Here is a 23934-nt window from a genome sequence, read left to right on the forward strand (position 1 = left end):
ATGGTAAGCAAGCAGTACCCCCGTGTGGGGGAGACCGTATTTCATGAGATTCTGGAGAACGGACTCCACATCTACGTGGACCGCCGCCGGGATTTTCAGAAGAGCTACGCCTTCTTTGCCACCAACTACGGCGGCATGGACATGCGCTTTCACCAGGACGGCCGGTGGAAGGACACCCCTGCGGGTGTGGCCCACTTCCTGGAGCACAAGATGTTCGACACCGAGGACGGCAACGCCCTCCAGGACCTGGCGGCCAACGGGGCCTCTCCCAACGCCTTTACCAGCTCCGCCATCACCGGCTACTACTTTGAGAGCACCGAGAAATTCTTCGATAACCTGAAGATTTTGCTCTCCTTCGTATCTGTTCCTTACTTCACCCAGGAGAGCGTGGACAAGGAGCAGGGCATCATCGGCCAGGAGATCCGCATGGTGGAGGACGACCCGGACAACCAGGTGTTCTACGCCCTGATGGAGTGCCTGTATGACCACCATCCCATCCGGGTGCCCATCGCCGGCACCCAGGAGTCCATCTCCCGCATCAGCTCGGGCACCCTGTACGCCTGCCACAAGGCCTTCTATACCCCGGCCAACATGGTGCTCACCGTGGCGGGAGACGTGGACCCGGAGCAGGTGTGCGCCATTGCCCGGGAGATCCTGCCCCGTGAGTCCACCGGCCAGATCCAGCGGGATTACGGCGGGGAGGAGGCCCCCCAGGCGGCCTGCGCCGAGAAGGAGCTGAAGATGGAGGTGTCCACCCCCATCTTTATGCTGGGCTTCAAGTGTGACCCCGCCCAGGCGGGGGAGGAGTGGATGCGCCGGGAGCTGGCGGGCGAGCTGGCCTGCGAGGCCCTGCTGGGCAACTCCACCCCCCTGTATGCCAAGCTGTACAGCCAGGGGCTTATCAACAAGAATTTCAGCTACGGCTTTGAGCTCTACCCCGGCTGCGCCATGATGGTGGCCGGCGGTGAGAGCCGTGACCCCCAGAAGGTGCGGGACGAGGTGCTGGCCGAGGCGGAGCGTCTGGCCAGAGAGGGCATCGACCCCGGCCTGTTCCAGCGCCTGAAAAAGGGCGTCTACGGCGCCAAGGTACGGGGGCTCAACTCCTTTGAGTACACCTGTATCTCCATGGCCCAGTCCCACTTCACCGGCGTGGACTACTTCAAGTTCCCGGAGATCTTTGACTCCATCGATCAGTCCTGTGTGGAGGACTGCATCCGCAGCTGGGCCACCGCCCAGCGGTGCGGCCTGGCCGTGGTCCGCCCGGGGGAGGGAGCGGTATGATGGGCACCGTCTCGTTCCCCGGCCTGGGGCTGGAACTCACCCTGAACCGGGTGGCCTTCCATCTGGGCAGCTGGCCCGTCTACTGGTACGGGATCATCATCGCCGCCGGCTTTTTGCTGGCGGTGGTGTTCTGCTCCCGGAAGGCCTCCCAGTTCGGCATCCGCCAGGATGATATCATCGACATGCTCTTTTTCGCCGTGCCCCTGTCCATCATCGGGGCCCGGCTGTACTACATCATCTTCTACCTGGATCTCTACCGCCGGGAGGACGGCTCCCTGGACTTCGGGGCCATGGTGCGCATCTGGGACGGCGGCCTTGCCATCTACGGCGGCGTCATTGCCGCGGTGATCACCCTGTTTGTGTTCTGCAAGGTGCGCAAGATCAAATTCCTGGCCTTTGCGGACCTGGGCGTGTTTGGCATGCTCATCGGCCAGATGATCGGCCGGTGGGGCAACTTTGTCAACATCGAGGCCTACGGCGGCCCTACCGACCTGCCCTGGCGCATGGGCATCTACCAGTATGTGGACGGCGTGCGCCAGTACGTGGAGGTCCATCCCACCTTCCTCTATGAGTCCCTGTGGAATCTGGTGGGGCTGGGACTGCTCATCCTCATCGCCAAAAAGTGGCGCAAGTTCGACGGTCAGCTCTTTTTGAGCTACTTTGCCTGGTACGGCGTGGGCCGTGGCTTCATCGAGGGCCTGCGCACCGACAGCCTGTACTTCTTCAACACCCCCATCCGAGTGAGCCAGGTGTTCGGCTTTGCCACCGCCGCCATCTCCATCGTGCTGCTCATCGTGCTGCTGGGCTTCCGGAAGCACGACCCCGCCAATCTGTGGGTCAATCAGATGAAGGCCCATCCCCGGCTGGTGGCCCTGGTGTACCAGGAGGGCAAAGGAGAGGCCTGGATGGACAAGCAGAAGAAGCGCCTGGAGCGGGATTTTGCCCGCATCGAGGCCTACGCCCTGCCTGCCGACGCCCCGGCGGAGGACAAGGCGGAGCTGATCGCCGCCCTGAAGGAGCGCTCCGACCTGAAGGAAGTGCTGGTCATGGAGGAGAAAAAGAAATAAATCGGTCTGTTTTACAAAGCGTCTGCCGCGTCTGCGGCAGGCGCTTTTTTGCTATGCAGAAGCATAGCAAAAAAGATTGTCATGCGCGTGGGCCGGGGACGGCCCACATGCGCAAAAACTTCATGCGCCCGACTTTGACCTGTTTTCGTGGTGTGCCTCAGGCGCATGAAGTTTTATGGGCATAAACAGGGACGGGCCCTCATAGGGATAGGGCAGACACCAAAGAAGGATGTGACGACATGAGGGAACAAGGGGACGGGAAGCGCTACTTACAGGCGGCGGCCCTGCTGCCGCCCCATCTGCGGCGGCAGGCCGGGCAGGTGGACAAGGCCGACCAGGCCGCAGCGGAGGAGCTGCGGCTGCGCTCCGGCTGGCCCATGACGGTGGTGTGCCCCCGGGGGGAGTTCCAGGCGCCGGGGGAGGAGCCGGTGACGCCGGAGGATCTGGCCCTGGTGCTGGAGATCGCCACCCGGGCTTCCGCCCACACCGCCCTGGAGCGGCTGCGGGATGGCTTTTTCACCGTGCAGGGAGGCCACCGCATCGGCATCTGCGGCAGCGCGGTGGTGAAGGAGGGGGCGGTCTACAACCTGCGGCAGCTGTCCTCCCTGGCCATCCGCATCTCCCATGAGGTGCCGGGGGCGGCAGCCTCGGTGGTGGACAGGCTGTGGGAGGGGGAGCGCTTTCAGAGCACCCTCATCCTCTCCCCACCGGGGGGCGGCAAGACCACTCTGCTGCGGGATCTGATCCGGCGGCTGTCCGACGGGGAGGGCCACCCGCCTCTGCGGGTGGGGGTGGCCGACGAGCGGGGGGAGCTGGCCGCCCTGTGGAACGGCATCCCTCAGCTTCAGGTGGGACGGCACACCGACGTGATGGACGGCTGTCCCAAGGGGACGGGTCTGCTCATGCTGCTGCGGGGCATGAACCCCCAGGTGCTGGCCGCCGACGAGATCACCGCCCCGGAGGACTGCGCCGCCCTGCTGGCGGCGGCCAACTGCGGGGTGAGTCTGGTGTGTACCGCCCACGCCGCCGACCTGGCCGATCTGGAGCGCAGGCCCCTGTACCGGCCCCTGCTGGAGAACCATTGTTTTCAGAAGCTGGTGGTGCTCACCCGGGAGGAGACCGGGCGGGCCTGCCGGGTGAGTGGGCTGTGATCCGGCTGATAGGGGCCCTGCTGACGGCGGCTGGCGGGGCTTTTTGGGGCTTTGCCGCCGCCCGGCGGCTGCGGCGGCGGGCCGGAGTGCTCCGGCAGCTGGCCGGGGCCATGGAGCAGATGGATCGGGAGATCTCCTTCCGGCTTACCCCCATGCCGGAGCTGATGGAGGAGCTGGCGGCAGCCTATCCGCCGCCGGTGGGGACGCTGTTCGCCAACTGCCGCGGGGGCCTGGAGGATCTGGGTGAGCGGTCCCTGGCGGAGATCTGGCACTCCGCTCTGGCGGACACCGACCTGGACCTGGAGGGCCGTGGGGCCGCCGTGCTGGACGAGCTGGGGGAGGTGCTGGGCCGGTTTGAGGAGTCAAGCCTGCGTGCCGCCCTGGCCCGGGCGGGAGCCCAGCTGACCCGGGAGGCGGAGCTGGCCCGGGAGGAGGCTGAGAACCGGGGCAGGATGTATCAGACGCTGGGGCTGGCCTCCGGCGGGCTGGTGGTGATCCTGCTGCTGTGAAGGAGCGAAGAAAATGGATGTGGATCTGATCTTCAAAATCGCCGCCATCGGCATATTGGTATCGGTGCTCAATCAGGTGCTCTCCCGGTCGGGCCGGGACGAGCAGGCCACCATGACCACCCTGGCGGGGCTGGTGGTGGTGCTCATGATGGTGGTCCAGCAGATCAGCAGCCTGTTTGAGCTGGTCAAGGACCTGTTCGGGCTGTAGCCATGGAGACAATGGTGAAGGTGGGGGCGGTGGCGGTCATCGCCGCCCTGTGCGCCGTCATGGTGAAGGGCACCGCCCGGCAGATGTCCCTGGCCCTGTCCCTGGCCGCCGCCGCCGTCATTCTGGGACTGGCCCTGGGGGCCCTGGAGGATGTGGTGGCCATGGCGGAGGATTTACGGGACATGGCAGGGCTGTCCCCGGCGGTGGTGGCCCCCGTCCTCAAGACGGTGGGCATCGCCATCCTCACCCACATTGCCGCCCAGGTGTGCAAGGACGCGGGGGAGGGGGGCATCGCCGCCGTCACCGAGACGGCGGGCACCGCCCTGTCCCTGTGCGCCGCCCTGCCCCTGCTGCGGGCGGTGCTGGACACGGTGAGTGCGCTGCTGTGAGTTTGTACCAAAGAGGAGGGGAGGACCATGATACGGCATCTGGCGGCTTTTCTGGTGCTGCTGGTGGTGCTGATGGGGACGGCTTCCGCCAGCCAGGGGGTGGTGGAGGCCCAGGGGGAGGCCCTGGGCCTGGACGAGCTGGAGGAGGCGGGAGAGGAATGGGTGCCCGACGTGGATCTCACGGCCGGGCTGGATGTGGACGAGAGCATCAGTCAGATCCTGGACACCGGCAGCGCCGAGCTGGGGGGCGTGATCCGCAAGGCCCTGCGCAGCGGCGCCCTGCTGGTGGCGGTGGTGCTGCTGTGCTCCCTGGCCGAGGGCATGGGCGCGGGAAAGGGGCCGGTGGACGCGGCTGCCCTGGTAGGCGCTCTGGCGGTGACAGCGGTGGCGGCAGCCGACGCCAATTCCCTCATCGGCATGGGGCGGCAGGCCATCGAGCATATGGAGTCCTTCTCCAAGCTGCTGCTGCCCGCGGTGACGGCGGCGGCCTCCGCCGCCGGGAATCCCGGCGGGGCGGTGGCCCGGCAGCTGGCCACCATGCTCTTCTCCGACCTGCTCATCACCCTCATCAACCGGGTGCTCCTCCCCCTGGTGTACACCTACATCGCCGCCTGTGTGGCCTGGGCGGCGGTGGGCAACGAGGGACTCAAGCGAATGGCCGCCACCCTGAAGTGGGCGGTGACCACGGTGCTTACCGGGGTGCTCATCCTCTTTGTGACCTACCTGACCATCAGCGGGGTCATCGCCGGCACCACCGACGCCCTCACCGTCAAGGCCGCTAAATTCACCATGTCCAGCATGGTGCCGGTGGTGGGGGGCATCCTGTCCGACGCGGCGGAAACCGTGCTGGCCGGGGCGGGGGTGCTGAAAAATACGGTGGGGGTGTTTGGTATGCTGGTGGTGATCGGCATCTGTCTGATCCCCTTTTTCCAGCTGGGGTTCCACTATCTGACCTACAAGGTGGCCTCCGCCCTCAGCGCCGCCCTGTCGGGCAGCCGGGTGGCCGCCCTCATCGACCAGATCGGCGGGGCCTTCGGCCTGGTGCTGGGCATGACGGGCTCCTGCGCCCTGCTGCTGCTCATTTCCATGATTACCGCCGTGTCGGTGACGGGGGGGTGAGGATATGGTGGAGCTGTTGGGCAGCTGGCTGATGGGGGTGACCTGCGCGGCCATGATTCTGGCCCTGGCAGAAGGCCTGTCCCCGGCTGGGGGACCCAAGCGGGCGGCCCGGCTGGCGGGGGGATTGCTCCTGCTGCTGGCGGTGGTCAAGCCCCTGCTCAGTCTGGACGGGTCCGCCCTGACCCAGGCCATGACGGAATACCGCCTGGATGCGGAGTACTCCGCCCAGGCGCTGGAGGGAGAGAACAAAACCCTGATGAAGGACATCATAGAAGCCCAGACCGCCGCATATATTCAGGACAAGGCGGCGGCGCTGGGCATCACATGCACGGTACAGGTGGAGGCTGACCAGGCGGCGGAATACCCCGTTCCCAAGGTGGTCACCATCACCGGGGCGCTGAGCCGGGAGGAGCGGCAGGCTCTGACCAGACAGATCGAGACCGATTTTGCCATTCCGGCGGACCGGCAGTATTACGAAAGCGGGGGAGAACCATGAAGGGGCGGGAACCGGAGGCCGGCAAGGCCCTGACCGTGTGGAAGGAGCGGCTGGGAAAGCTGTTCCAGCGATATAAATACGCGCTGCTGGTGGCGGCGGCGGGGGTAGTGCTCATGGCCCTGCCCGCCCTGGGCGGGGGAGAGACCCGGGAGGAGTCCCACCGGCAGAGCGTCCAGGAGGTGGAGTTTGGAACGGAGGAGCTGGAGGGGCGTCTGGAGGAGGCCCTGTCTCAGATGGACGGCGTGGGTCAGGCCCGGGTGGTGCTCACCCTGCGGGGCGGTCCCACCCAGGTCCTGGCCCAGGATACCCAGCATGAGGTGCGGGAGGATCAGAACCAGTCCTCCCAGACCACGGTGGTGATCTCCCGGGGGTCGGGAACGGAGGAGCCGGTAGTCCTCCAACAGCTTTCGCCCCAATATCAGGGGGCCCTTGTGGTATGCTCCGGCGGGGACGATCCCGGGGTGCGGCTGCGGGTGGTGGAGGCGGTGGCCGCCCTCACCGGCCTTGGGGCCGACAAGATCTCAGTATCAAAAGGAAAGTGAGGCAGTAACAGTATGAACGTATGGAAACGCAACGCGGTGGTGGCCGCAGTGGTGCTCTTCGTGTGCGGCGCGGTGTATCTCAACTGGTCCTATCAGAAGGGTCAGACGGAGGCGGCGGGCAAGACCCTGGGGGAGGCGGAGCTGGTGTCCATGCAGACGGCCGACCCGCTGCTCTCGGCCAGCCCCGACCCGTCGGCCTCTCCGGCGGCGTCGGCCGCCCCCAGCGACGCCGCCAAGGGCAGCGGCTATTTTGATTCCGCCCGGCTCAACCGGCAGGAGGCCAGAGACAGCGCCCTGTCCATCCTCCAGGAGGCGGTGGCCGATGAGAACGCCAGCGAGACCATGAAGGAGGAGAGCAGCGCGGCCATCCAGACCCTGGCCAACTACACCGTGTCCGAGGCCCAGATCGAGAACCTGGTCACCGCCAAGGGCTACGCCGACTGCGTGGCCTTCATCAGCGACGACAGCGCCAGTGTGGTGGTGTCCGCCACCGAGGAGGGGCTCACCGATGCCGACGTGGCCCGCATCACCGAGATCGTCACCGACGAGACCGGCCTGGAGGCCAGCAGCATCAAGATCATTGAGGCTCAGCCCTGAGCCGGTCCGTCCGCCCAAAAATCAGTTGTAATTTTTCGGATTTGTGGTAAAATGGGTCCATAGTACACAAAAGGAGCGTGACCGGAATGGGCGACGGAAAGGAATATATCTCCCGGCCTGATGAGCTGGGCAACATCCACATCTCCGAGGATGTCCTGGCTGTCATCGCGGCGGCGGCCGCCACTGAGATCGAGGGCGTGGGCGGTCTGTCCACCAACCTGAGCAGCGACATCGCGGAGCTGCTGGGCGGGAAGAAGAACCTGTCCAAGGGCATCCGCATTACCATGGTGGAGGAGAGCGTCCGGGTGGACGTATCCCTGCTCATCAAATACGGCTACACCATCGTGGACGTGGCCAAAGAGGTACAGAACGCGGTGTACAACGCCATCGAGAACACCAGCGGCCTGTCTGTGGAGCACGTCAATGTCCACGTGGCCGGTATCGTGTTCGATAAGGACCACAAGTAAACAGCCGAAGGCCCGGGGCATCCCTGCCCCGGGCCTTTTGTGCGTTTTGGCCGGTATGCTCCGGGAAAAGAGGCTGGAATCTGGAGTCTAATTTTGAATTAGCCCTTTTCTTTTTGTATATATTTGATGTATAATCATAGTAACTGTGAATATCACCGGCCCAGGACGCCGGAATGGAGGAACCGTCATGACCAGAACTGCCGCCCGAGAGATCGCCGTTCATCTCACCTTCGAGCTGGGCTTTACCGGACAGACCGCCCGGGAGCTGCTGGAGGAGGCCCTGAATCGCAAGACCTTTGCCCTCATCGGGGAGGAGGAGCCCCTTTACGCCGAGTTCCCCAACGAGGCCCAGCGCACCTATATCACCCGCCTGGTGGAGGGGGTATACGACCACGCCCCCGAGCTGGATGAGTATATCTCCAAGTATGCCATCGGCTGGAAGTTCTCCCGGCTCAACCGGGTGGCGGTGGCCATCATGCGTGTGGCCATGTATGAGATCCTGTATATGCAGGATATTCCCAACGCTGCCGCCATCAACGAGGCCCTGGAGCTGGTGAAGCACTACGAGGAGCCCGAGGTGGTCTCCTTTGTCAACGGCATTCTGGGCTCCTTTGTCCGGGGAGAGCACATCCCCGATCCCGTGGGCCTGAAGGAGCAGCCGGAGGCCGGGGAGTGATGCGCACTCTGGGCATTGACACCAGCAACTACACCACCTCCGCCGCCGTCTTTGACGGGGAGGGGGGCGAGAACGTCGGCCGCCTGCTGGAGGTGCGCCCCGGCGAGCTGGGCCTGCGGCAGAGCGACGCCCTGTTCCAGCACGTCAAGGCCCTGCCTGACCGCTTTGCCCAGCTGAAGGAGGGTGGGTGGCTCACCGGCATCGCCGCCGTGGGGGCTTCCACCTGGCCCCGGGCGGTGGAGGGCTCCTATATGCCCTGCTTCCTGGCGGGGGAGAGCCAGGGCCGCACCCTGGCCGCTGCCCTGGGCGTGCCTTTTTTTGCCTGCTCCCATCAGCAGGGCCACATTGCCGCCGCCGCCTGGTCGGCGGGGCGGCTGGACCTGCTGGACAGGCCCATGCTGGCCTGGCACCTGTCCGGCGGCACCACCGAGCTGCTTCATGTGGAGCCGGAGGGGGTCAATGTCAAGGCCACCCTGCTGGGGGGCACCAGCGACATCTCCGCCGGACAGCTCATTGACCGCACCGGCGTGCTGCTGGGGCTGCCTTTCCCGGCGGGCAAGGCGGTGGACCAGCTGGCCCGGGAGGGTCAGGATCAGAAATTTACCGTAAAGCTGAACGGCTTTACGTTTTCGCTCTCCGGAATGGAGAACAAGGTAAAGACTATGGCGGAGCAGGGAAAGGAGCCGGCGGACATCGCCCGCTTTGCCCTGCTGACGGTGGCCGACGTGGTGCGCCGCACCACCCTGGCCGCCCTGGAGCGCTATCCCGGCCTGCCGGTGCTGTGCTCCGGCGGCGTGGCCTCCAACTCCCTGCTGCGGCAGGTGATGGAGCCCCTGGGGGCGGTGTTTGCCCAGCCCCGGTTCTCCACCGACAACGCCATGGGTACCGCCATCCTCACCTGGCGGGCTGTAAAGGCGGGTGAACTTACATGAGCGCCATTTACACGGTTTCCCAGGTCAACCAGTATATCAAAGCCCTGCTGGACCGGGACCGGGAACTGGCCGCCCTGTATGTCCGGGGTGAGATCTCCAACTACAAGGCCTATCCCTCGGGCCACCACTATTTTTCCCTGAAGGACGGGGAGGGGGCCATTCGCTGCGTCATGTTCAAGCGGGAGGCCATGTCCCTCCGGTTCCGGCCGGAGAACGGCATGAAGGTCATCGCCTTCGGCCGGGTGGCGGTGTTCCCCCGGGACGGACAGTACCAGCTGTACTGCTCCGCCCTCACTCCGGAGGGGGTGGGGGATCTCCATCTGGCCTTTGAGCAGCTGAAACAGAAGCTGTATGCCGAAGGGCTGTTCGACCCGGCCCACAAGAAGCCCATCCCCAGATTTCCCAAACGGATCGCCCTCATCACCTCCTCCGCCGGCGCGGCGGTGCGGGATATGCTGCGCATCCTGGGGGCCCGGTGGCCCATGGCGGAGGTTTTTGTGCTGCCGGTGCGGGTCCAGGGCGTGGAAGCCCCCGGCGAGATTTGCGCCGCCATTGCCTGGGCCAACCAGCATCAGGTGGCCGACCTCATCATCACCGGCCGGGGCGGCGGGTCCATGGAGGATCTGTGGGCCTTCAACGACGAAAACGTGGCCCGTACCATCTATCACTCGGCCATTCCGGTGATCTCGGCGGTGGGCCATGAGCCTGATGTGACCATATCCGACTTTGTGGCCGACCTGCGGGCGGCCACCCCCTCCAACGCCGCCGAGCTGGCGGTGCCCGATCAGAACGAGGTGGCGGTGTGGCTGCGGCAGATGGAGGGGCGGCTGGCCCAGGCCATGGGCCGCAGGCTGGAGTCTGCCCGGCGGGATCTGGACCGGGCGGCCCGGTGCCGGGCCCTCCAGGACCCCATGACCTATGTGGACGACAAACGGATGGTGCTGGACTACCAGCGGGAGAAGCTGGCGGCAGGACTCAGCCAGGCCCTGAACCGGGAGCGGCAGCGCTTCGGCTCACTGGCCTCCAAGCTGGACGCCCTCAGCCCCCTGAAGGTGTTGGGCCGGGGCTATGCCATCCCCCGGAGGGAGGACGGCTCCGTGGTCCGTTCCACCGGCGACGTGGCCCCCGGCGACAGGGTGAAGCTGCGGGTGGCCGATGGGGAGATAAACTGTCAAGTAGTTTAGCTTAACTGCTTTTGGAAAGGAATTCTGAGCATGGCGGAAGAAAAACGGACGTTTGAGCAGGCCATGGGCCGGCTGGAGGAGATCGTGAAGCGGCTGGAGCAGGGGGACGCCCCTCTGGAGGAGGCCCTGACCCTCTTTGAGGAGGGGACCCGGCTGCTGGGGGGCTGCTCGGCTCAGCTGGACAGCGCCGAACAGAAGGTGCGCAAGCTGCTGGCGGGGCCGGAGGGCCAGCCGGTGGAGCAGCCGTTTGAGGAGGGACAGGTATGAGCGAGCAGGAGCGGCTGGACAGCCACAGAGCCATGGCGGAGGCCTGGATCAAGACCTGTTTTCAGGACCGGGCGCCCCGGGGCGACCTGTATGACGCCATGAACTACAGCCTGCTGGCCGGGGGCAAGCGCATCCGGCCGGTGCTGATGCTGGAGACCTGCCGCCTGTGCGGCGGGGAGCCGGAACAGATTCTGCCCTTTGCCGGAGCCATTGAGATGATCCATACTTACTCCCTGATCCACGACGATCTGCCCTGCATGGACGACGACGACCTGCGCCGGGGCCGGCCCACCAACCACAAGGTATACGGAGAGGCCACAGCCGTGCTGGCGGGAGACGCCCTGCTGACGGCGGCCTTTGAGTGGATGCTGGACCCGTCGGTGACCCTGCCTCCCCAGCGGGTGCTGGAGGCGGCGGGGGTGCTGGCCCGGGCGGCGGGCGCCCAGGGCATGGTGGGCGGCCAGGTGCTGGACATGGCGGGGGAGGGCCACGCCATGGGCCTCACCGAGGTGGAGGAGCTGCAGCGGCTCAAGACCGGCGCCCTCATCCGGGCCGCCGCCGAGATGGGCTGCGTGCTGGCCGGCGGCAGCGACGAGCAGCGGAAGGCCGTGTGCCGCTATGCCGAGCGCCTGGGCCTTGCCTTCCAGATCCAGGATGACATTCTGGACGTGGTGGGAGATGAGGCCACTCTGGGCAAGCCGGTGGGCTCCGACGCCAAGAGCGAGAAAAACACCTTTGTCACCCTGAAGGGGCTGGAGGAGTGCCACCGCCTGGTGGATCGGCTTACCGATGAGGCGGTGGAGGCCCTGTCCCTGTTCGGAGAGGAGAGCGAGAGCCTGTGCTGGCTGGCCCGCTCTCTGGCAAGCCGGGATAAGTGAGGAATTTATGCGAAATGTAGTGGACTTTTTGACCGGCAATCTGATCCTGAATCTGGCCATCCTGGCCTGGGCCATCGCCCAGGTGCTCAAGGTGTTTGTGGTGCTCTTCACCAAGCGGAAGCTGGACTGGCACTACATCATGGCCAGCGGCGGCATGCCCAGCTCCCACTCCGCCTTTGTGTGCGCCTGCGCCTCCTCGGTGGGGTTCATGTACGGCTGGTCGTCGCCCCTGTTCAGCATCGCGGCGGTGCTGGCCATCGTTGTCATGTACGACGCCGCCAACGTCCGCAAGGCAGCGGGGGAGCAGGCCAAGATCCTCAACTATATCATGGAGCACTGGACGGAGATGAAGCCCGCCATCTTCGGCAAGGAGCTGAAGGAGCTGCTGGGCCACACCCCCTTCCAGGTGCTCATGGGCGGTCTGCTGGGAGTGGCCATCGGCATCGGCGGCGCCTGGCTGTGGAGCTGAGGCCCCCTGTCCCATCCTTCACCGGGAGGTGTTACCATTCTTAGTCTGGAGCAATGTTCCAACGATCTCAGCGCCCTGACCGACAGCGAGGCCGCGGCCCTGTGCGGCCTGCTGCGGGCCCGCATCCTGGATGTGGTCTCCCGCACCGGCGGCCATCTGGCCTCCAGCCTGGGGGCGGTGGAGCTGATCGTTGCCATTCATCGTGTGTTTGATACCGGCCGGGACCGGCTGGTTTTTGACGTGGGCCACCAGTGCTACGCCCACAAAATTTTAACCGGCCGCAACGGGGCCATGGAGAGCCTGCGCTCCTTTGGAGGGCTGGCGGGCTACCCCAAGCCCACCGAGAGCGACACCGACGCCTTTATTGCCGGTCACGCCTCCAACTCGGTTTCGGTGGCCCTTGGAATGGCAAGGGTAAGAACTTTACAGCATAAGGACTACAGCGTGTTGGCCCTGATCGGTGACGGCGCCCTCACCGGCGGCCTGGCCTATGAGGGCCTGTCCGACGCGGGGGACAGCAAGGAACCCCTCATCGTCATCCTCAACGACAACGGCATGTCCATCACCAAGAGCGTGGGCGGCGTGGCCGACCATCTGGCCCGCCAGCGGCTCAAGCCCCAGTACCTCCGCTTCAAGCGGGGCTACCGGAAGGTGATGGGGGCCACCGCCCTGGGCCGGGGGGTCTACAGGGTGACCCACAAGGTCAAGACGGCCATCAAAGAGACCCTGCTGCCCTGCAGTATGTTTGAGGATATGGGCTTTACCTATCTTGGTCCCGTGGACGGCCATGACGTAAAACGGCTCACCCGCCTGCTCACCTACGCCCGGGACCTGAAGGGCCCGGTGCTGCTCCATGTCAGGACAGTAAAGGGGAAAGGCTATACACCTGCCGAGCGCAACCCGGACCAGTTCCACGGGGTGGGACGCTTCTGCGTGGAGACCGGCGAGGTCCTCAAGGGGAGCGGCACCAACTTTTCCGCCGTCTTCGGCCAGACCATGTGCCGTCTGGCGGAGAAGGACCCCCGGCTGTGCGCTGTTACCGCCGCCATGCAGGGGGGGACGGGCCTCAACGGTTTTGCCGCCCAGTTCCCCGACCGGTTCTTTGACGTGGGCATTGCCGAGGGCCACGCGGTGGCTATGGCCGCCGGTATGGCCAAGCAGGGGATGCTGCCGGTGTTTGCGGTGTACTCCTCCTTCCTGCAGCGCGCTTACGACCAGCTGATCCACGACGTGGCCCTTCAGGGGCTCCACGTGGTCTTCGGCGTGGACCGGGCCGGGCTGGTGGGGGAGGACGGCGAGACCCACCATGGTGTATTCGACCCCGCCTTCCTGGACACGGTGCCCGGCATGACGGTGCTCTGCCCCTCCAGCTACCCCGAGCTGGAGGCCATGCTCCGCCGGGCCATTTACGAGGTAAAGGGTCCGGTGGCGGTGCGCTATCCCAGAGGGGGTCAGGGGGACTATCAGGAGGACTCCGGGCCGGCAGGCTCCGTGGTGCTGCGCGCTGGCAAGGACATTACCTTAACAGGGTACGGCATTACCATCAACGGCCTGCTGGACTGCGCCAAACGGCTGGAGGCCGACGGCATCCAGGCCGAGGTCATCAAGCTCAACACCATCACCCCCCTGGACCTGGATCTGCTGGTGGAGTCGGTGGGAAAAACCGGCCGCCTGCTGGCGGCAGAGGAGTGCGCCCCCGGCAACTGCGTGGGGCAGCGCATTGCCGCCGGTCTGCTGGAGCGGGGGGTGTCCGCCCGGACGACCCTGGTCAACACCGGCCCCGGCTTTGTGACCCACGGCTCGGTGGGTCAGCTGCGGGCCCTGTGCGGGCTGGACGGGGCATCCCTGTATCAAAAGGCGTTGGAGGTCTGCGGACATGGCAATGGTTAAAAAGAGACTGGACGTGCTGCTGGTGGAGCGGGGACTGGTGGAGAGCCGCCAGCGTGCCCAGGCGGTCATCATGAGCGGTCAGGTCTATGTCAAGGAGCAGAAGGTGGACAAGGCGGGGGCCCAGATCCCCGAGGACGCCCCCATCGAGGTCCGGGGCCAGACCCTGGCCTATGTGAGCCGGGGTGGCCTGAAGCTGGAGAAGGCCATGAAGACCTTCACCGGCATCCACCTGGACGGGGCGGTGTGCGGCGACATCGGCGCCTCCACCGGCGGCTTCACCGACTGCATGCTGCAAAACGGCGCGGTGAAGGTGTACGCCGTGGATGTGGGCTACGGCCAGCTGGCCTGGTCCCTGCGCAGCGATGAGCGGGTGGTGTGCCTGGAGCGCACCAACGCCCGCTACCTGACCCATGAGCAGATCCCCGACGAGTTGGACTTTGCCAGCGTGGACGTGTCCTTCATCTCCCTAAAGCTCATCCTGCCTGCCCTGCGGGGCCTGCTGAAGGAGAATGGGCAAGTAGTTTGCCTTGTCAAGCCTCAGTTTGAGGCAGGGCGGGAAAAGGTGGGCAAAAAGGGCGTGGTGCGGGACCCCGCCGTCCACCTGGAAGTCATTCAGAATTTTCTCGGTCATGCCGCGGAAGCGGACTTTACTGTAAAGGATATGACCTTTTCACCAATCAGAGGACCCGAGGGCAACATTGAATACCTGGGACACCTGCTGGCCGGAGGAGGCGGAGACGCCTGGACCGGCGATCCGGCGGCCCTGGTGGAGGCTTCCCACGCGGCCCTGGAAGGAGCCGGACAATGAAAGTAGTACTGAGCCCCAATCCCTATCGGGACCGGGGACTGAAGGCCGCCCAGGCGGCGGAAAAGATCCTGAAGGCGGCGGGAGTGGAGACCGCCATCTGCCTGCCCTTCTCCGTGGAGGGGAGCAACGTGGAGTTCCCCAAGCACATCCAGTTCAAGCAGACGGAGGAGGAGCTGAAGAGCGCCGACATTCTGGTGTGCTTCGGCGGCGACGGCACCATCCTCCACGCCGCCAAGGATGCCAACCAGTTCAATGTGCCCATCCTGGGGGTCAACCTGGGCAGCGTGGGCTTTATGGCGGAGCTGGAGCTGGGGGAGCTGTCCATGCTCTCCAAGCTGCCCGTGGGCAAGTATGACGTGGAGGAGCGGATGATGCTGGACGTCACCGTGCGCCGGGAGGGCAAGGTGATCTACTCCGACATCGCCCTCAACGACGCCGCCCTCACCAAGGGCGCCGTGGCCCGGGTGGTGGACCTGGAGGTGCTGGGGGACAAGACCACCATCACCAAGATGTCCGCCGACGGCGTGGTCATCTCCACCCCCACCGGCTCCACCGCCTACTCCATGTCGGCGGGAGGCCCCATCGTGGAGCCCACGGCGGAGAACATCATCGTCACCCCCATCTGTCCCCACGCCCTGTCCGCCCGGTCCTTCGTGCTGGGCCATGAGCGGACGGTGTCCATCAAGCTGGGCCGGATGGCCCGCAAGACCGCTTTCCTGTCGGTGGACGGGGGCAAGGCCTTCAAGCTCAACGGGGGAGATGTGGTGGAGACCAGGGTCTCCAAATCCAAGACCAGACTGGTCCGGGTCACCGGCCGGACGTTCTATGAGATCTTAAATCACAAATTGGGAGGTGCGTAAGCCATGAAGGCGAAACGGCAGCAGGAGATTTTGCGGATCATTGCAGAGCAGGACGTGGATACCCAGGACCAGCTTCTCACCGAACTGCGGGCCAGAGGCGTGCAGTCCACCCAGGCCACCATTTCCCGGGACATCAAGGAGCTCCATCTGATTAAGGAGCTCACCGGGTACGGCACCTATCGGTACGCCGTTTCAGAGCGGAAGGCCTCCCTGAATATTGCCGGCCGCCTGCGCACCATCTTCAAGGAGGGGGTCACCTCCTTTGACGTGGCCCAGAACATCGTGGTCCTCAAGACCATGCCCGGCCTGGCCTCGGCGGCCTGCGCCGCCATCGACGGCATGGACATTCCCAGCCTGGTGGGCAGCCTGGCGGGAGACGACACCGCCATCCTCATTATGCGTACCAATGAGGATGCGGCGGAGTTCTGCAACGAGATCCACGCAATGCTCAAATAAGATCGATATCAGACCCGCGCCCCCCGGCGCGGGTCTGCCAAGGTGGTGGCCTGTATGCTTTCTCTGCTCCACATTGAAAATATCGCGGTGATCCAGACGGCGGATATCCAGTTTGACAAGGGCTTCAACGCCCTCACCGGCGAGACCGGCGCGGGCAAGTCCATTGTGGTGGATGCCATCGGGGCCATCATCGGCGAGCGCACCAGCCGGGATCTGATCCGCACCGGGGCCAAGTCCGCCCTGGTCAACGCGGTGTTTACCAACCTGCCGGAGCTGGATTGGTTCCGGGAGAACGGCGTGGGCCCCGACGAGGAGGGCAGCTTGCTCATCCAGCGGGAGATCCAGCCCGACGGCAAGAACATCTGCCGCATCAACGGCCGGCTCATCACCGTGTCTCAGCTGCGCCAGCTGGGCCGGCTGCTGCTCAACATCCACGGCCAGCACGACGGCCAGCAGCTGCTGGACGAGCGCTGCCACCTGGACTACCTGGACGGCTTCGGTGCCACCGGGGCCGAACTGGAGCGCTTCCGCACCGCCTATAACCGGCTGGCCGCCATCCGCCGTGAAATCTCCGCCCTCCAGATGGACGAGGCGGAGAAGGCCCGCCGCATCGACAGCCTGGAGTTCCAGATCGGCGAATTGGAGCGGGCCGAGCTGCGTAGCGGGGAGGAGGAGGAGCTCACCGAGCGCCGGGACCTGCTGCGCAACGCCGGGAAGCTGATGGAGAGCGTGGAGGGGGCCCATCTGGCCCTGTCCGGCGACGAGGAGCGGGAGGGAGCCGCCGCCCTGCTGGGGGAGGCGGTGCAGTCCCTCCACGCCGCCGGGCGCATCAGCACTCAGGCCGCAGAATTGCTGGAAAAGCTCACCGAGGTCCGCTGCGCCGCCGACGACATCGCCGAGCAGATCCGGGACCTGCGGGACGCCTTCGACTTTGAGCCGGGAGAGCTGGACCAGATCGAGAGCCGGCTGGATGTGCTCCACCGGCTGAAAAAGAAGTACGGCGGCTCGGTGGAGGAGATGCTGGACTACCTGAACCGCTGCAAAAAGGAGCTGGACGAGATCCAGTTCTCCACCGATACCATTGCCCGGCTGGAGAAGGAGCAGACCCGCGCCCTGGCCGACGCACAGAAGGCGGCGGAGACCCTCAGTGCGGTCCGGAAAGAGGCGGCCAAGGCCCTGGAAGGGCGTATTCAGAGCGAGCTTGCCCAGCTGGACATGCCCAAAGTGCGGTTTATGGTGGAATTTCAGCCCAAGCCGGGGGAGTTTGCTATGGACGACACCGGTATGGATCAGGTACAGTTCCTCATGTCCGCCAACGTGGGCGAGGACCTGAAGCCCATCCAGAAGATCGCCTCCGGCGGCGAGCTGGCCCGCATCATGCTGGCCCTGAAAAACGTGCTGGCGGAGAACGACCAGGTGGGCACCATGGTCTTTGACGAGGTGGATACCGGCGTGTCCGGCCGGGCCGCCCAGAAGGTGGCGGAGAAGCTGGCCGACGTGGCCCGCACCAAGCAGGTGCTGTGCGTCACCCATCTGCCCCAGCTGGCCGCCATGGCCCACGTCCACTTCTCCGTGGAGAAGGGGGAGAGGGGCGGCCGGACCTATACCCAGGTGGAGCGGCTGAGCCGTCAGCGCCGGTGCGAGGAGCTGGCCCGGCTCACCTCCGGCGAGCACATCACCGACGCCACCCTTGGCGCCGCCGGGGAGCTGCTGGACAGCGCGGAGGAATACAAGAAGCTGCACAAAAGTTAGGTTTTGTTGAGTACCGCTTTTCTGCTTGACAAACGGAGCAAGAGCGATTATAATCCTCATCAATATGACACTGCGATGACAGGGAGAAGTACCGACCCCCGTCCCGCCCAGAGAGCCCCCGGTTTGGTGAGAGGGGGAGGGGACAGGCTGGGAAATACACCCTGGAGCAGCCGCCTGAACAGGGGAGACCCCCCAGTAGGGCCGTGTCGGGTGCGCCCGTTATTGCGCCGCCGTGTGTTGGCACGGCCTGAGGCCGTTTTTGTGAGAAAACGGCGAACCAGAGGTGGTACCGCGTTTTTACGCCCTCTGTCCCAAGGGACAGAGGGCTTTTTGCATGCGGGCAGGGCCCTGTGACACAGAGAAAACCAGGAATCCGGATGACAGAAGAAAAAGGAGAATGAACATGACTTGCTACGAAGAACTGAAGGCCCGGGGCCTCATCGCCCAGGTGACCAACGAGGAGGAGATCTCCAAGATGATCAACGAGGGCAAGGCCGTCTTCTACATCGGCTTTGACCCCACCGCCGACTCCCTCCACGTGGGCCACTTCATGGCCCTGTGCCTGATGAAGCGGCTCCAGATGGCGGGCAACCGTCCCATCGCCCTCATCGGCGGCGGCACCGGCTATATCGGCGACCCCTCCGGCCGCACGGATATGCGCAACATGATGACCCCCGAGACCATCCAGCACAACTGCGACTGCTTCAAAAAGCAGATGGAGCGGTTCATCGAGTTCGGCGAGGGCAAGGCCCAGATGGTGAACAACGCCGAGTGGCTCCTCAAGCTCAACTATATTGAGCTGCTGCGCGAGGTGGGCGCCTGCTTCTCCGTCAACAACATGCTGCGGGCCGAGTGCTACAAGCAGCGCATGGAGAAGGGCCTCTCCTTCCTGGAGTTCAACTACATGATCATGCAGTCCTACGACTTCTACCACCTGTTCCAGCACTACGGCTGCAACATGCAGTTCGGCGGCGACGACCAGTGGTCCAACATGCTGGGCGGCACCGAGCTCATCCGCCGCAAGCTGGGCAAGGACGCCCATGCCATGACCATCACTCTGCTCCTCAACTCCGAGGGCAAGAAGATGGGCAAGACTGCCAAGGGCGCCGTGTGGCTGGACCCCAACAAGACCAGCCCCTACGAGTTCTACCAGTACTGGCGCAACGTGGGCGACCAGGACGTGCTCAAGTGCCTGCGGATGCTCACCTTCCTGCCCCTGGAGCAGATCGACGAGATGGACCAGTGGGAGGGCAGCCAGCTCAACACCGCCAAGGAGATCCTGGCCTTCGAGCTGACCAAGCTGGTCCACGGCGAGGAGGAGGCCAAGAAGGCCCAGGACGCCGCCAAGGCCCTGTTCGTGGGCGGCGGCGACATGAGCAACGTGCCCTCCACCGTGCTGGAGTCCGCCGACCTCACCGACGGCTCCATCGGTATTTTGGACCTGATGCTCAAGTGCGCCCTGGTGCCCTCCAAGAAGGAGGCCCGCCGGCTCATCGAGCAGGGCGGCGTGGAGCTGGACGGCCAGAAGGTGACCGACGTGAATACCGCCGTGACCGCCGGGCAGCTCTCCGGCGACGGCGTTATGATCAAAAAGGGCAAAAAGGTGTTCCACCGGGCCTCTGTTCAGGGCTGAGTAAGCAGGGGGCCGCCGCCTGGGCGGCGGCCCCCTGTTCTGTTTTTTTACATCGTCCCCGTTGCAGGGGCGGTACGGCCATGATACAATATGCTTTACGGGGCATCCCCAGACTGTGTGTGGCAAGCTGCAAAGGAGGAAACCGACGTGCCCGACAAAGAAGATCAGGGAAAAAAGAAAAAATGGTACATCCTGGACGGAAATCACATCCAGCTGCTTATCGTTCTGTTGGTGGCCATCCTGTTCTATGTGGGATTGAATCACTTCGATGTGGTGACCGTCCGGATCGACAAGTTCATGGGGGTGCTGTCCCCCTTCATTGTGGGCTTTGCCATTGCCTACCTGCTCAACACACCCATGTGCTTTTTTGAGCGCAAGCTCTTTGCCAACTCCAAATACAAGCGGGTGCTGTCCATCCTGCTGGTGTATGTGCTGGCCTTCGCTGTGGTGGCCATCCTGCTGGGGCTTATCATCCCCCAGGTGGTGCAGAGCGTGAAGGACCTGGCCAGCAACATGCAGTTTTATCTGGACGGCCTGAATCAGCTGGTCCAGGACCTGACGGTGCAGTTTGACCTGGATTCCGAGGGGATCAATACGGCGCTGGGCGACTTCCAGAGCATGATGAGCAATGTCAGCGCCAAGGTGGCCCAGGCCCTGCCCCAGATCGTGGATGTGGGCTTTGCCATCGGCAGCGGTGTCATCACCGGCATCACCGCCATCATCTCCTCCATCTACATGCTGGCAGGGAAGGGGCGGCTGGTGCCTCAGCTCAAGCGGCTGCTCTACGCCATCCTGCCCAAGCGGCGCTCCGACCGGCTGCTGCAGATCTGCAGCCACGCCAACGAGGTGTTCGTAGGCTTCATCAACGGCAAGATCATCGACTCCGCCATCATCGGCGTACTCTGCTTCATCCTGTGCGCCATCTTCCGCATTCCCTATCCCATGCTGGTGAGCGTTACCGTGGGCGTCACCAACGTGATCCCCTTCTTCGGCCCCATCATCGGCGCCATTCCCTGTCTGTTCATCCTGGTGATCGTGGACCCCTGGGCCGCCCTGCGGTTCTTCGCCCTGGTCATCGGCCTGCAGCAGTTTGACGGCAACATTCTGGGTCCCAAGATCCTGGGCGACAGCACCGGCCTGTCCGCCATCTGGGTGCTGGTCTCCATTGTCACCTGCGGCGGCCTGTTTGGCTTCCCCGGCATGATCCTGGGCGTGCCCACCTTCGCTGTGCTCTATGCTTTGGTTCGGGAGTGGGTCAACAACCGCCTGAGAGCCAAAAAGATCGACGGCAACGGCCATCCTCTGGAGGACAAGGAACAGACCCCGCCCAAAGAAGAGTAAAAAAAGACCGCCCAATGGGCGGTCTTTTTTTGTCACAAAAGGGTGGCCTGGACCAGATCGGTCATGGAGTAGAGGCCGGGGGCCTCCGCACCGGCAAGGAACCGGGCGGCCCGCACCGCGCCGGAGGCAAAGACCTCCCGGCTCATGGCGGAGTGGCTCAGGGTGATGACCTCGTCCCGGCCGGCAAAGATCACGTCGTGATCTCCCACGATGCCGCCGCCCCGGACCGAGCTGATGCCGATCTCCCGGCTCTCCCGGGCCTTGCGGACGCTGTGGCGGTCATAGACGTACTCCGGCTGCCAGGGCAGGACCTCCGCCGCCGCATCGGCCAGCATGAGGGCGGTGCCGCTGGGGGCGTCCACCTTCTTGTTGTGGTGCTTCTCCACGATCTCAATGTCGTAGTCGCTGCCCAGGGCCGCAGCCGCCTGCTTTACCAGGGCCAGCAGCACATTGACACCCAGAGACATATTGGCGGAGCGGAAGATGGGGATGATCTGGGCCGCACGGTCGATGGCGGCCAGCTGCTCCTCCGAGTAGCCGGTGGTGGCCAGCACCGCCGGAATGTGCCGCTCCATGCAGAACTCCAGCAGAGCGGGGAGGGCGGCAGGGGAGGAGAAGTCGATTACGGCGTCGGCCTGCTCCTTACAGTCGGCGGGGGAGGAGTAGACGGGAAAGTCCCGGTCCCCGGTGCCCAGCAGGTCAAAGCCGGCGGCGATCTCCAGGTCGGGCTGGGCGGCGCAGATGTGCTCCACCACCCGGCCCATCCGGCCGTTGCAGCCGGAGAGGATCAAACGAAGCATTTCCAACATCCTTTCCCGGGGCTCAGGCGGAGAGCAGGCCAGCCTTGACCATGGACCTGCGGAGGGTCTCCAGAGGACCGTCGCTCATGTCGCACAGGGGCAGACGCAGGGAGCCGATGTCGTAGCCCGCCAGATTCATGGCGGCCTTGATGGGGATGGGGTTGACCTCCAGGAAGAGGGCGTCGATAAAGTCCATGTATCCCAGCTGGAGGGCGGAGGCCTCCTGGAACTTGCCCTCCAGGCACAGATGGGTCATCTGAATCATGATCTCGGGGGCGATGTTGGCCACCACCGAGATGACCCCCTTGGCGCCCAGGCTCATCATGGGGACCACCTGGTCGTCGTTGCCCGACCAGACGTAGAAGTCGTCGCCGCAGATAGCCAGGGTGTGGGCCAGCAGGGAGAAGTTGCCGCTGGCCTCCTTCACGCCGCAGATGTTGGGGTGCTGGGAGAGCACCTTGTAGGTATCGGCGGTGAAGGAAACGCCGGTCCGGGAGGGGACGTTATAGAGGATGATGGGCAGTTCCACCCGGTCGGCAATGTATTCGTAGTGCTTGATGAGGCCGGTCTGGGACGCCTTGTTGTAGTAGGGGGTCACATGCAGCAGGGCGTCGGCACCGGAGTCCTGGGCGTGCTGGGACAGGTAGACGGCGGCGGAGGTGTCGTTGCTCCCCGCGCCGGCGATGACCTTGACCCGGCCGTTCACCCGCTTGACACAGTATTCCACGGCGGCGATATGCTCCCGGATGGTGAGGGTGGAGCACTCGCCGGTGGTGCCGCAGACGCAGATGGCGTCCAGGCCCCGCTCGATCTGCTCGTCGATGAGCTTTCCAAACTGATCGTAGTTGATGGCGCCGCTGTGGTCAAAAGGGGTGATGATGGCAGAACAGGCTCCGGTAAAAACAGGCTCTCTCATAATAGGGTTACCTCCTTGAAATGTAACCCTCCGCGCACAGAAGTTCGGCAAGAAGGACTGCGCCGCCCGCGGCGCCGCGAAGGGTATTGTGGGACAGGCAGACGAACTTGTAGTCGTACTGCGTGTCGGGACGCAGACGGCCGATGCAGACCGCCATGCCGCCCTCGGTCATCCGGTCCAGCCGGGTCTGAGGACGGTCGGGCTCCTCGAAGTAGTGCAAAAACTGCTTGGGAGCGGAGGGCAGGGCCAGCTCCTGGGCACGGCCCTTGTAATTTGCCCAGATCTCTTTCATCTCCTCCATGGTGGGCTTGTTTTGGAAGCGGGCGAACACCGCCGCCATGTGGCCGTTGGACACGGGCACCCGCAGGCACTGGGCGGTGATGGCGGGGGAACCGGCGTTGACGATCACGCCGTTCTCCACCCGGCCCCACAGCTTCAGGGGCTCCTGCTCGCTCTTCTCCTCCTCGCCGCCGATGTAGGGGATCACGTTGTCCACCATGTCCGGCCAGGTCTCGAAGGTCTTGCCCGCCCCGGAGATGGCCTGATAGGTGCACACCAGCACCTGCTCCAGCCCGAAGTCCCGCAGGGGGTGCAGGGCGGGGACATAGCTCTGGAGGGAGCAGTTGGACTTGACGGCGATGAAGCCGCGGCTGGTCCCCAGGCGCCTGCGCTGGTCGGCGATCACCGCCAGGTGCTCCGGGTTGATCTCGGGCACCACCATGGGCACGTCGGCCGTCCAGCGGTGGGCGGAGTTGTTGGAGACCACGGGGCACTCGTGCTTGGCGTAGGCCTCCTCCAGGGCCTGGATCTCCTCCTTCTTCATGTCCACGGCGGAGAAGACGAAGTCCACCTGGGAGGCAATGGCCTCAATATCGGCCTCGGCGTTCATGACCACCATCTTCTTGGCCTCTTCGGGCATGGGAGTCTCCAGGGCCCAGCGGGAACCGATGGCCTCCTCATAGGTCTTGCCTGCGGAGCGGCTGCTGGCCGCAATGACGGTAAGCTGGAACCAGGGATGATTCTCCAGCAGGGAAATGAAACGCTGACCCACCATACCGGTGCCGCCGATCACGCCTACTTTATATTTTTCCATGACCATACCTCCGTTGCTCAAATTCTATTCCGACCCCGGCCTGTCTCAGACCGGAAACTGGGAACCAAACAGAAAAAAGAAAATCAGCAGTTTACAGAACTGCTGATTTTGTACTATAATGACAGGGACAGCGCGTCCTTGCCACTACCCGAC

27 protein-coding genes and 1 other annotated feature are annotated in these 23934 nt (G+C 64.5%); of the genes, 24 read left to right on the forward strand and 3 right to left on the reverse strand.

Annotated features, from left to right (window positions below):
* The 24 genes from B5G34_RS02455 (at position 1) to B5G34_RS02570 (ending at position 20972) form a co-directional block, all read left to right on the forward strand.
* On the forward strand, positions 1-1281 hold the full coding sequence (locus B5G34_RS02455; protein ID WP_087333919.1) for a pitrilysin family protein: 1281 nt from the start codon (positions 1-3) through the stop codon (positions 1279-1281).
* The gene (lgt, locus tag B5G34_RS02460) at positions 1278-2348 is read left to right on the forward strand and encodes a prolipoprotein diacylglyceryl transferase (RefSeq protein WP_087333921.1); all 1071 of its coding nucleotides are present in this window, start codon (positions 1278-1280) and stop codon (positions 2346-2348) included. Before B5G34_RS02455 ends, lgt begins: the two co-directional genes overlap by 4 nt.
* 239 nt (positions 2349-2587) lie before the next feature.
* The gene (locus tag B5G34_RS02465) at positions 2588-3499 is read left to right on the forward strand and encodes a stage III sporulation protein AB (RefSeq protein ID WP_087333923.1); all 912 of its coding nucleotides are present in this window, start codon (positions 2588-2590) and stop codon (positions 3497-3499) included.
* The gene (locus B5G34_RS02470; RefSeq protein ID WP_087333926.1) at positions 3496-4008 is read left to right on the forward strand and encodes a stage III sporulation protein AB; all 513 of its coding nucleotides are present in this window, start codon (positions 3496-3498) and stop codon (positions 4006-4008) included. The genes B5G34_RS02465 and B5G34_RS02470 overlap by 4 nt, the downstream gene beginning before the upstream one ends.
* Positions 4009-4021: 13 nt before the next feature.
* The gene (gene spoIIIAC / locus B5G34_RS02475; RefSeq protein ID WP_087333928.1) at positions 4022-4216 is read left to right on the forward strand and encodes a stage III sporulation protein AC; all 195 of its coding nucleotides are present in this window, start codon (positions 4022-4024) and stop codon (positions 4214-4216) included.
* A gap of 2 nt (positions 4217-4218) precedes the next feature.
* Positions 4219-4605 (forward strand): SpoIIIAC/SpoIIIAD family protein, encoded by a 387-nt coding sequence (locus tag B5G34_RS02480; RefSeq protein WP_087333930.1) that lies wholly within the window; start codon positions 4219-4221, stop codon positions 4603-4605.
* A gap of 27 nt (positions 4606-4632) precedes the next feature.
* Positions 4633-5724: a stage III sporulation protein AE gene (locus tag B5G34_RS02485; RefSeq protein ID WP_087333932.1), complete on the forward strand. Its 1092-nt coding sequence runs from the start codon at positions 4633-4635 to the stop codon at positions 5722-5724.
* A 4-nt stretch (positions 5725-5728) separates the two neighbouring features.
* Entirely contained in the window at positions 5729-6220 is a 492-nt protein-coding gene (locus B5G34_RS02490; protein ID WP_087333934.1) for a stage III sporulation protein AF, read from the forward strand.
* Positions 6217-6762 carry a stage III sporulation protein AG gene (locus B5G34_RS02495; RefSeq protein ID WP_087333936.1) on the forward strand — a complete coding sequence of 182 codons (546 nt, stop codon included), beginning with the start codon at positions 6217-6219 and terminating at the stop codon, positions 6760-6762. The genes B5G34_RS02490 and B5G34_RS02495 overlap by 4 nt, the downstream gene beginning before the upstream one ends.
* Before the next feature lie 12 nt (positions 6763-6774).
* Entirely contained in the window at positions 6775-7359 is a 585-nt protein-coding gene (locus B5G34_RS02500) for a SpoIIIAH-like family protein (protein ID WP_087333938.1), read from the forward strand.
* An 86-nt stretch (positions 7360-7445) separates the two neighbouring features.
* Positions 7446-7826, forward strand: a complete 381-nt coding sequence (locus B5G34_RS02505; RefSeq protein WP_087333940.1) for an Asp23/Gls24 family envelope stress response protein — start codon at positions 7446-7448, stop codon at positions 7824-7826.
* Positions 7827-8013: 187 nt separating this feature from the next.
* Positions 8014-8502, forward strand: coding sequence for a transcription antitermination factor NusB (gene nusB, locus B5G34_RS02510; RefSeq protein ID WP_087333942.1), 489 nt, complete (start codon positions 8014-8016; stop codon positions 8500-8502).
* Complete coding sequence (locus B5G34_RS02515; RefSeq protein ID WP_087333944.1) at positions 8502-9434, forward strand: DNA-binding protein; 933 nt, start codon at positions 8502-8504, stop codon at positions 9432-9434. Before nusB ends, B5G34_RS02515 begins: the two co-directional genes overlap by 1 nt.
* Positions 9431-10618 (forward strand): exodeoxyribonuclease VII large subunit, encoded by a 1188-nt coding sequence (gene xseA, locus B5G34_RS02520; RefSeq protein WP_087333946.1) that lies wholly within the window; start codon positions 9431-9433, stop codon positions 10616-10618. Before B5G34_RS02515 ends, xseA begins: the two co-directional genes overlap by 4 nt.
* 30 nt (positions 10619-10648) lie before the next feature.
* Positions 10649-10885 (forward strand): exodeoxyribonuclease VII small subunit, encoded by a 237-nt coding sequence (xseB, locus tag B5G34_RS02525; protein WP_087333948.1) that lies wholly within the window; start codon positions 10649-10651, stop codon positions 10883-10885.
* Complete coding sequence (locus B5G34_RS02530; RefSeq protein WP_087333950.1) at positions 10882-11763, forward strand: polyprenyl synthetase family protein; 882 nt, start codon at positions 10882-10884, stop codon at positions 11761-11763. Before xseB ends, B5G34_RS02530 begins: the two co-directional genes overlap by 4 nt.
* Positions 11764-11770: 7 nt before the next feature.
* Positions 11771-12232 (forward strand): divergent PAP2 family protein, encoded by a 462-nt coding sequence (locus B5G34_RS02535; protein ID WP_087333952.1) that lies wholly within the window; start codon positions 11771-11773, stop codon positions 12230-12232.
* Between the two features lie 45 nt (positions 12233-12277).
* Positions 12278-14122: a 1-deoxy-D-xylulose-5-phosphate synthase gene (gene dxs / locus B5G34_RS02540; protein ID WP_087333954.1), complete on the forward strand. Its 1845-nt coding sequence runs from the start codon at positions 12278-12280 to the stop codon at positions 14120-14122.
* Positions 14109-14930 carry a TlyA family RNA methyltransferase gene (locus B5G34_RS02545; protein WP_087333956.1) on the forward strand — a complete coding sequence of 274 codons (822 nt, stop codon included), beginning with the start codon at positions 14109-14111 and terminating at the stop codon, positions 14928-14930. The genes dxs and B5G34_RS02545 overlap by 14 nt, the downstream gene beginning before the upstream one ends.
* Positions 14927-15790, forward strand: a complete 864-nt coding sequence (locus tag B5G34_RS02550) for an NAD(+)/NADH kinase (protein WP_087333959.1) — start codon at positions 14927-14929, stop codon at positions 15788-15790. The genes B5G34_RS02545 and B5G34_RS02550 overlap by 4 nt, the downstream gene beginning before the upstream one ends.
* A 3-nt stretch (positions 15791-15793) precedes the next feature.
* Positions 15794-16246 carry an arginine repressor gene (locus B5G34_RS02555; protein WP_087333961.1) on the forward strand — a complete coding sequence of 151 codons (453 nt, stop codon included), beginning with the start codon at positions 15794-15796 and terminating at the stop codon, positions 16244-16246.
* A 54-nt stretch (positions 16247-16300) separates the two neighbouring features.
* Positions 16301-17998, forward strand: coding sequence for a DNA repair protein RecN (gene recN, locus B5G34_RS02560; RefSeq protein WP_087333963.1), 1698 nt, complete (start codon positions 16301-16303; stop codon positions 17996-17998).
* A gap of 66 nt (positions 17999-18064) precedes the next feature.
* Positions 18065-18308, forward strand: a binding site (T-box leader).
* A gap of 93 nt (positions 18309-18401) precedes the next feature.
* Positions 18402-19631: a tyrosine--tRNA ligase gene (gene tyrS / locus B5G34_RS02565; RefSeq protein ID WP_087333966.1), complete on the forward strand. Its 1230-nt coding sequence runs from the start codon at positions 18402-18404 to the stop codon at positions 19629-19631.
* A 147-nt stretch (positions 19632-19778) separates the two neighbouring features.
* Entirely contained in the window at positions 19779-20972 is a 1194-nt protein-coding gene (locus tag B5G34_RS02570) for an AI-2E family transporter (RefSeq protein ID WP_087333968.1), read from the forward strand.
* Between the two features lie 32 nt (positions 20973-21004).
* Here the strand turns inward: B5G34_RS02570 and dapB are convergent, their stop codons facing one another.
* From dapB to asd, 3 genes are read right to left on the reverse strand one after another with little or no spacing between them, the layout of a single operon-like run.
* Positions 21005-21772: a 4-hydroxy-tetrahydrodipicolinate reductase gene (dapB, locus tag B5G34_RS02575; protein WP_087333970.1), complete on the reverse strand. Its 768-nt coding sequence runs from the start codon at positions 21770-21772 to the stop codon at positions 21005-21007.
* Between the two features lie 22 nt (positions 21773-21794).
* Positions 21795-22688 carry a 4-hydroxy-tetrahydrodipicolinate synthase gene (dapA, locus tag B5G34_RS02580; RefSeq protein WP_087333971.1) on the reverse strand — a complete coding sequence of 298 codons (894 nt, stop codon included), beginning with the start codon at positions 22686-22688 and terminating at the stop codon, positions 21795-21797.
* Positions 22689-22695: 7 nt separating this feature from the next.
* Complete coding sequence (gene asd / locus B5G34_RS02585) at positions 22696-23781, reverse strand: aspartate-semialdehyde dehydrogenase (RefSeq protein WP_087333973.1); 1086 nt, start codon at positions 23779-23781, stop codon at positions 22696-22698.
* Positions 23782-23934 lie beyond the last annotated feature (153 nt).

The sequence above is a fragment of the Flavonifractor sp. An82 genome, from assembly GCF_002159265.1.
Lineage (GTDB): Bacteria > Bacillota > Clostridia > Oscillospirales > Oscillospiraceae > Flavonifractor.

Excerpts from the sequence above, each read along its gene's own strand:
- xseB (WP_087333948.1), top strand. The coding sequence starts at position 10,649 with ATGGCGGAAGAAAAACGGACGTTTGAGCAGGCCATGGGCCGGCTGGAG.
- B5G34_RS02455 (WP_087333919.1), top strand. The coding sequence starts at position 1 with ATGGTAAGCAAGCAGTACCCCCGTGTGGGGGAGACCGTATTTCATGAG.
- asd (WP_087333973.1), bottom strand. The coding sequence starts at position 23,781 with ATGGAAAAATATAAAGTAGGCGTGATCGGCGGCACCGGTATGGTGGGT.
- lgt (WP_087333921.1), top strand. The coding sequence starts at position 1,278 with ATGATGGGCACCGTCTCGTTCCCCGGCCTGGGGCTGGAACTCACCCTG.
- B5G34_RS02555 (WP_087333961.1), top strand. The coding sequence starts at position 15,794 with ATGAAGGCGAAACGGCAGCAGGAGATTTTGCGGATCATTGCAGAGCAG.
- dapB (WP_087333970.1), bottom strand. The coding sequence starts at position 21,772 with ATGCTTCGTTTGATCCTCTCCGGCTGCAACGGCCGGATGGGCCGGGTG.
- tyrS (WP_087333966.1), top strand. The coding sequence starts at position 18,402 with ATGACTTGCTACGAAGAACTGAAGGCCCGGGGCCTCATCGCCCAGGTG.
- B5G34_RS02545 (WP_087333956.1), top strand. The coding sequence starts at position 14,109 with ATGGCAATGGTTAAAAAGAGACTGGACGTGCTGCTGGTGGAGCGGGGA.
- B5G34_RS02490 (WP_087333934.1), top strand. The coding sequence starts at position 5,729 with ATGGTGGAGCTGTTGGGCAGCTGGCTGATGGGGGTGACCTGCGCGGCC.
- dapA (WP_087333971.1), bottom strand. The coding sequence starts at position 22,688 with ATGAGAGAGCCTGTTTTTACCGGAGCCTGTTCTGCCATCATCACCCCT.
- spoIIIAC (WP_087333928.1), top strand. The coding sequence starts at position 4,022 with ATGGATGTGGATCTGATCTTCAAAATCGCCGCCATCGGCATATTGGTA.
- B5G34_RS02505 (WP_087333940.1), top strand. The coding sequence starts at position 7,446 with ATGGGCGACGGAAAGGAATATATCTCCCGGCCTGATGAGCTGGGCAAC.
- B5G34_RS02515 (WP_087333944.1), top strand. The coding sequence starts at position 8,502 with ATGCGCACTCTGGGCATTGACACCAGCAACTACACCACCTCCGCCGCC.
- B5G34_RS02495 (WP_087333936.1), top strand. The coding sequence starts at position 6,217 with ATGAAGGGGCGGGAACCGGAGGCCGGCAAGGCCCTGACCGTGTGGAAG.
- xseA (WP_087333946.1), top strand. The coding sequence starts at position 9,431 with ATGAGCGCCATTTACACGGTTTCCCAGGTCAACCAGTATATCAAAGCC.
- recN (WP_087333963.1), top strand. The coding sequence starts at position 16,301 with ATGCTTTCTCTGCTCCACATTGAAAATATCGCGGTGATCCAGACGGCG.
- B5G34_RS02535 (WP_087333952.1), top strand. The coding sequence starts at position 11,771 with ATGCGAAATGTAGTGGACTTTTTGACCGGCAATCTGATCCTGAATCTG.
- B5G34_RS02465 (WP_087333923.1), top strand. The coding sequence starts at position 2,588 with ATGAGGGAACAAGGGGACGGGAAGCGCTACTTACAGGCGGCGGCCCTG.
- nusB (WP_087333942.1), top strand. The coding sequence starts at position 8,014 with ATGACCAGAACTGCCGCCCGAGAGATCGCCGTTCATCTCACCTTCGAG.
- B5G34_RS02500 (WP_087333938.1), top strand. The coding sequence starts at position 6,775 with ATGAACGTATGGAAACGCAACGCGGTGGTGGCCGCAGTGGTGCTCTTC.
- B5G34_RS02480 (WP_087333930.1), top strand. The coding sequence starts at position 4,219 with ATGGAGACAATGGTGAAGGTGGGGGCGGTGGCGGTCATCGCCGCCCTG.
- B5G34_RS02550 (WP_087333959.1), top strand. The coding sequence starts at position 14,927 with ATGAAAGTAGTACTGAGCCCCAATCCCTATCGGGACCGGGGACTGAAG.
- B5G34_RS02530 (WP_087333950.1), top strand. The coding sequence starts at position 10,882 with ATGAGCGAGCAGGAGCGGCTGGACAGCCACAGAGCCATGGCGGAGGCC.
- B5G34_RS02485 (WP_087333932.1), top strand. The coding sequence starts at position 4,633 with ATGATACGGCATCTGGCGGCTTTTCTGGTGCTGCTGGTGGTGCTGATG.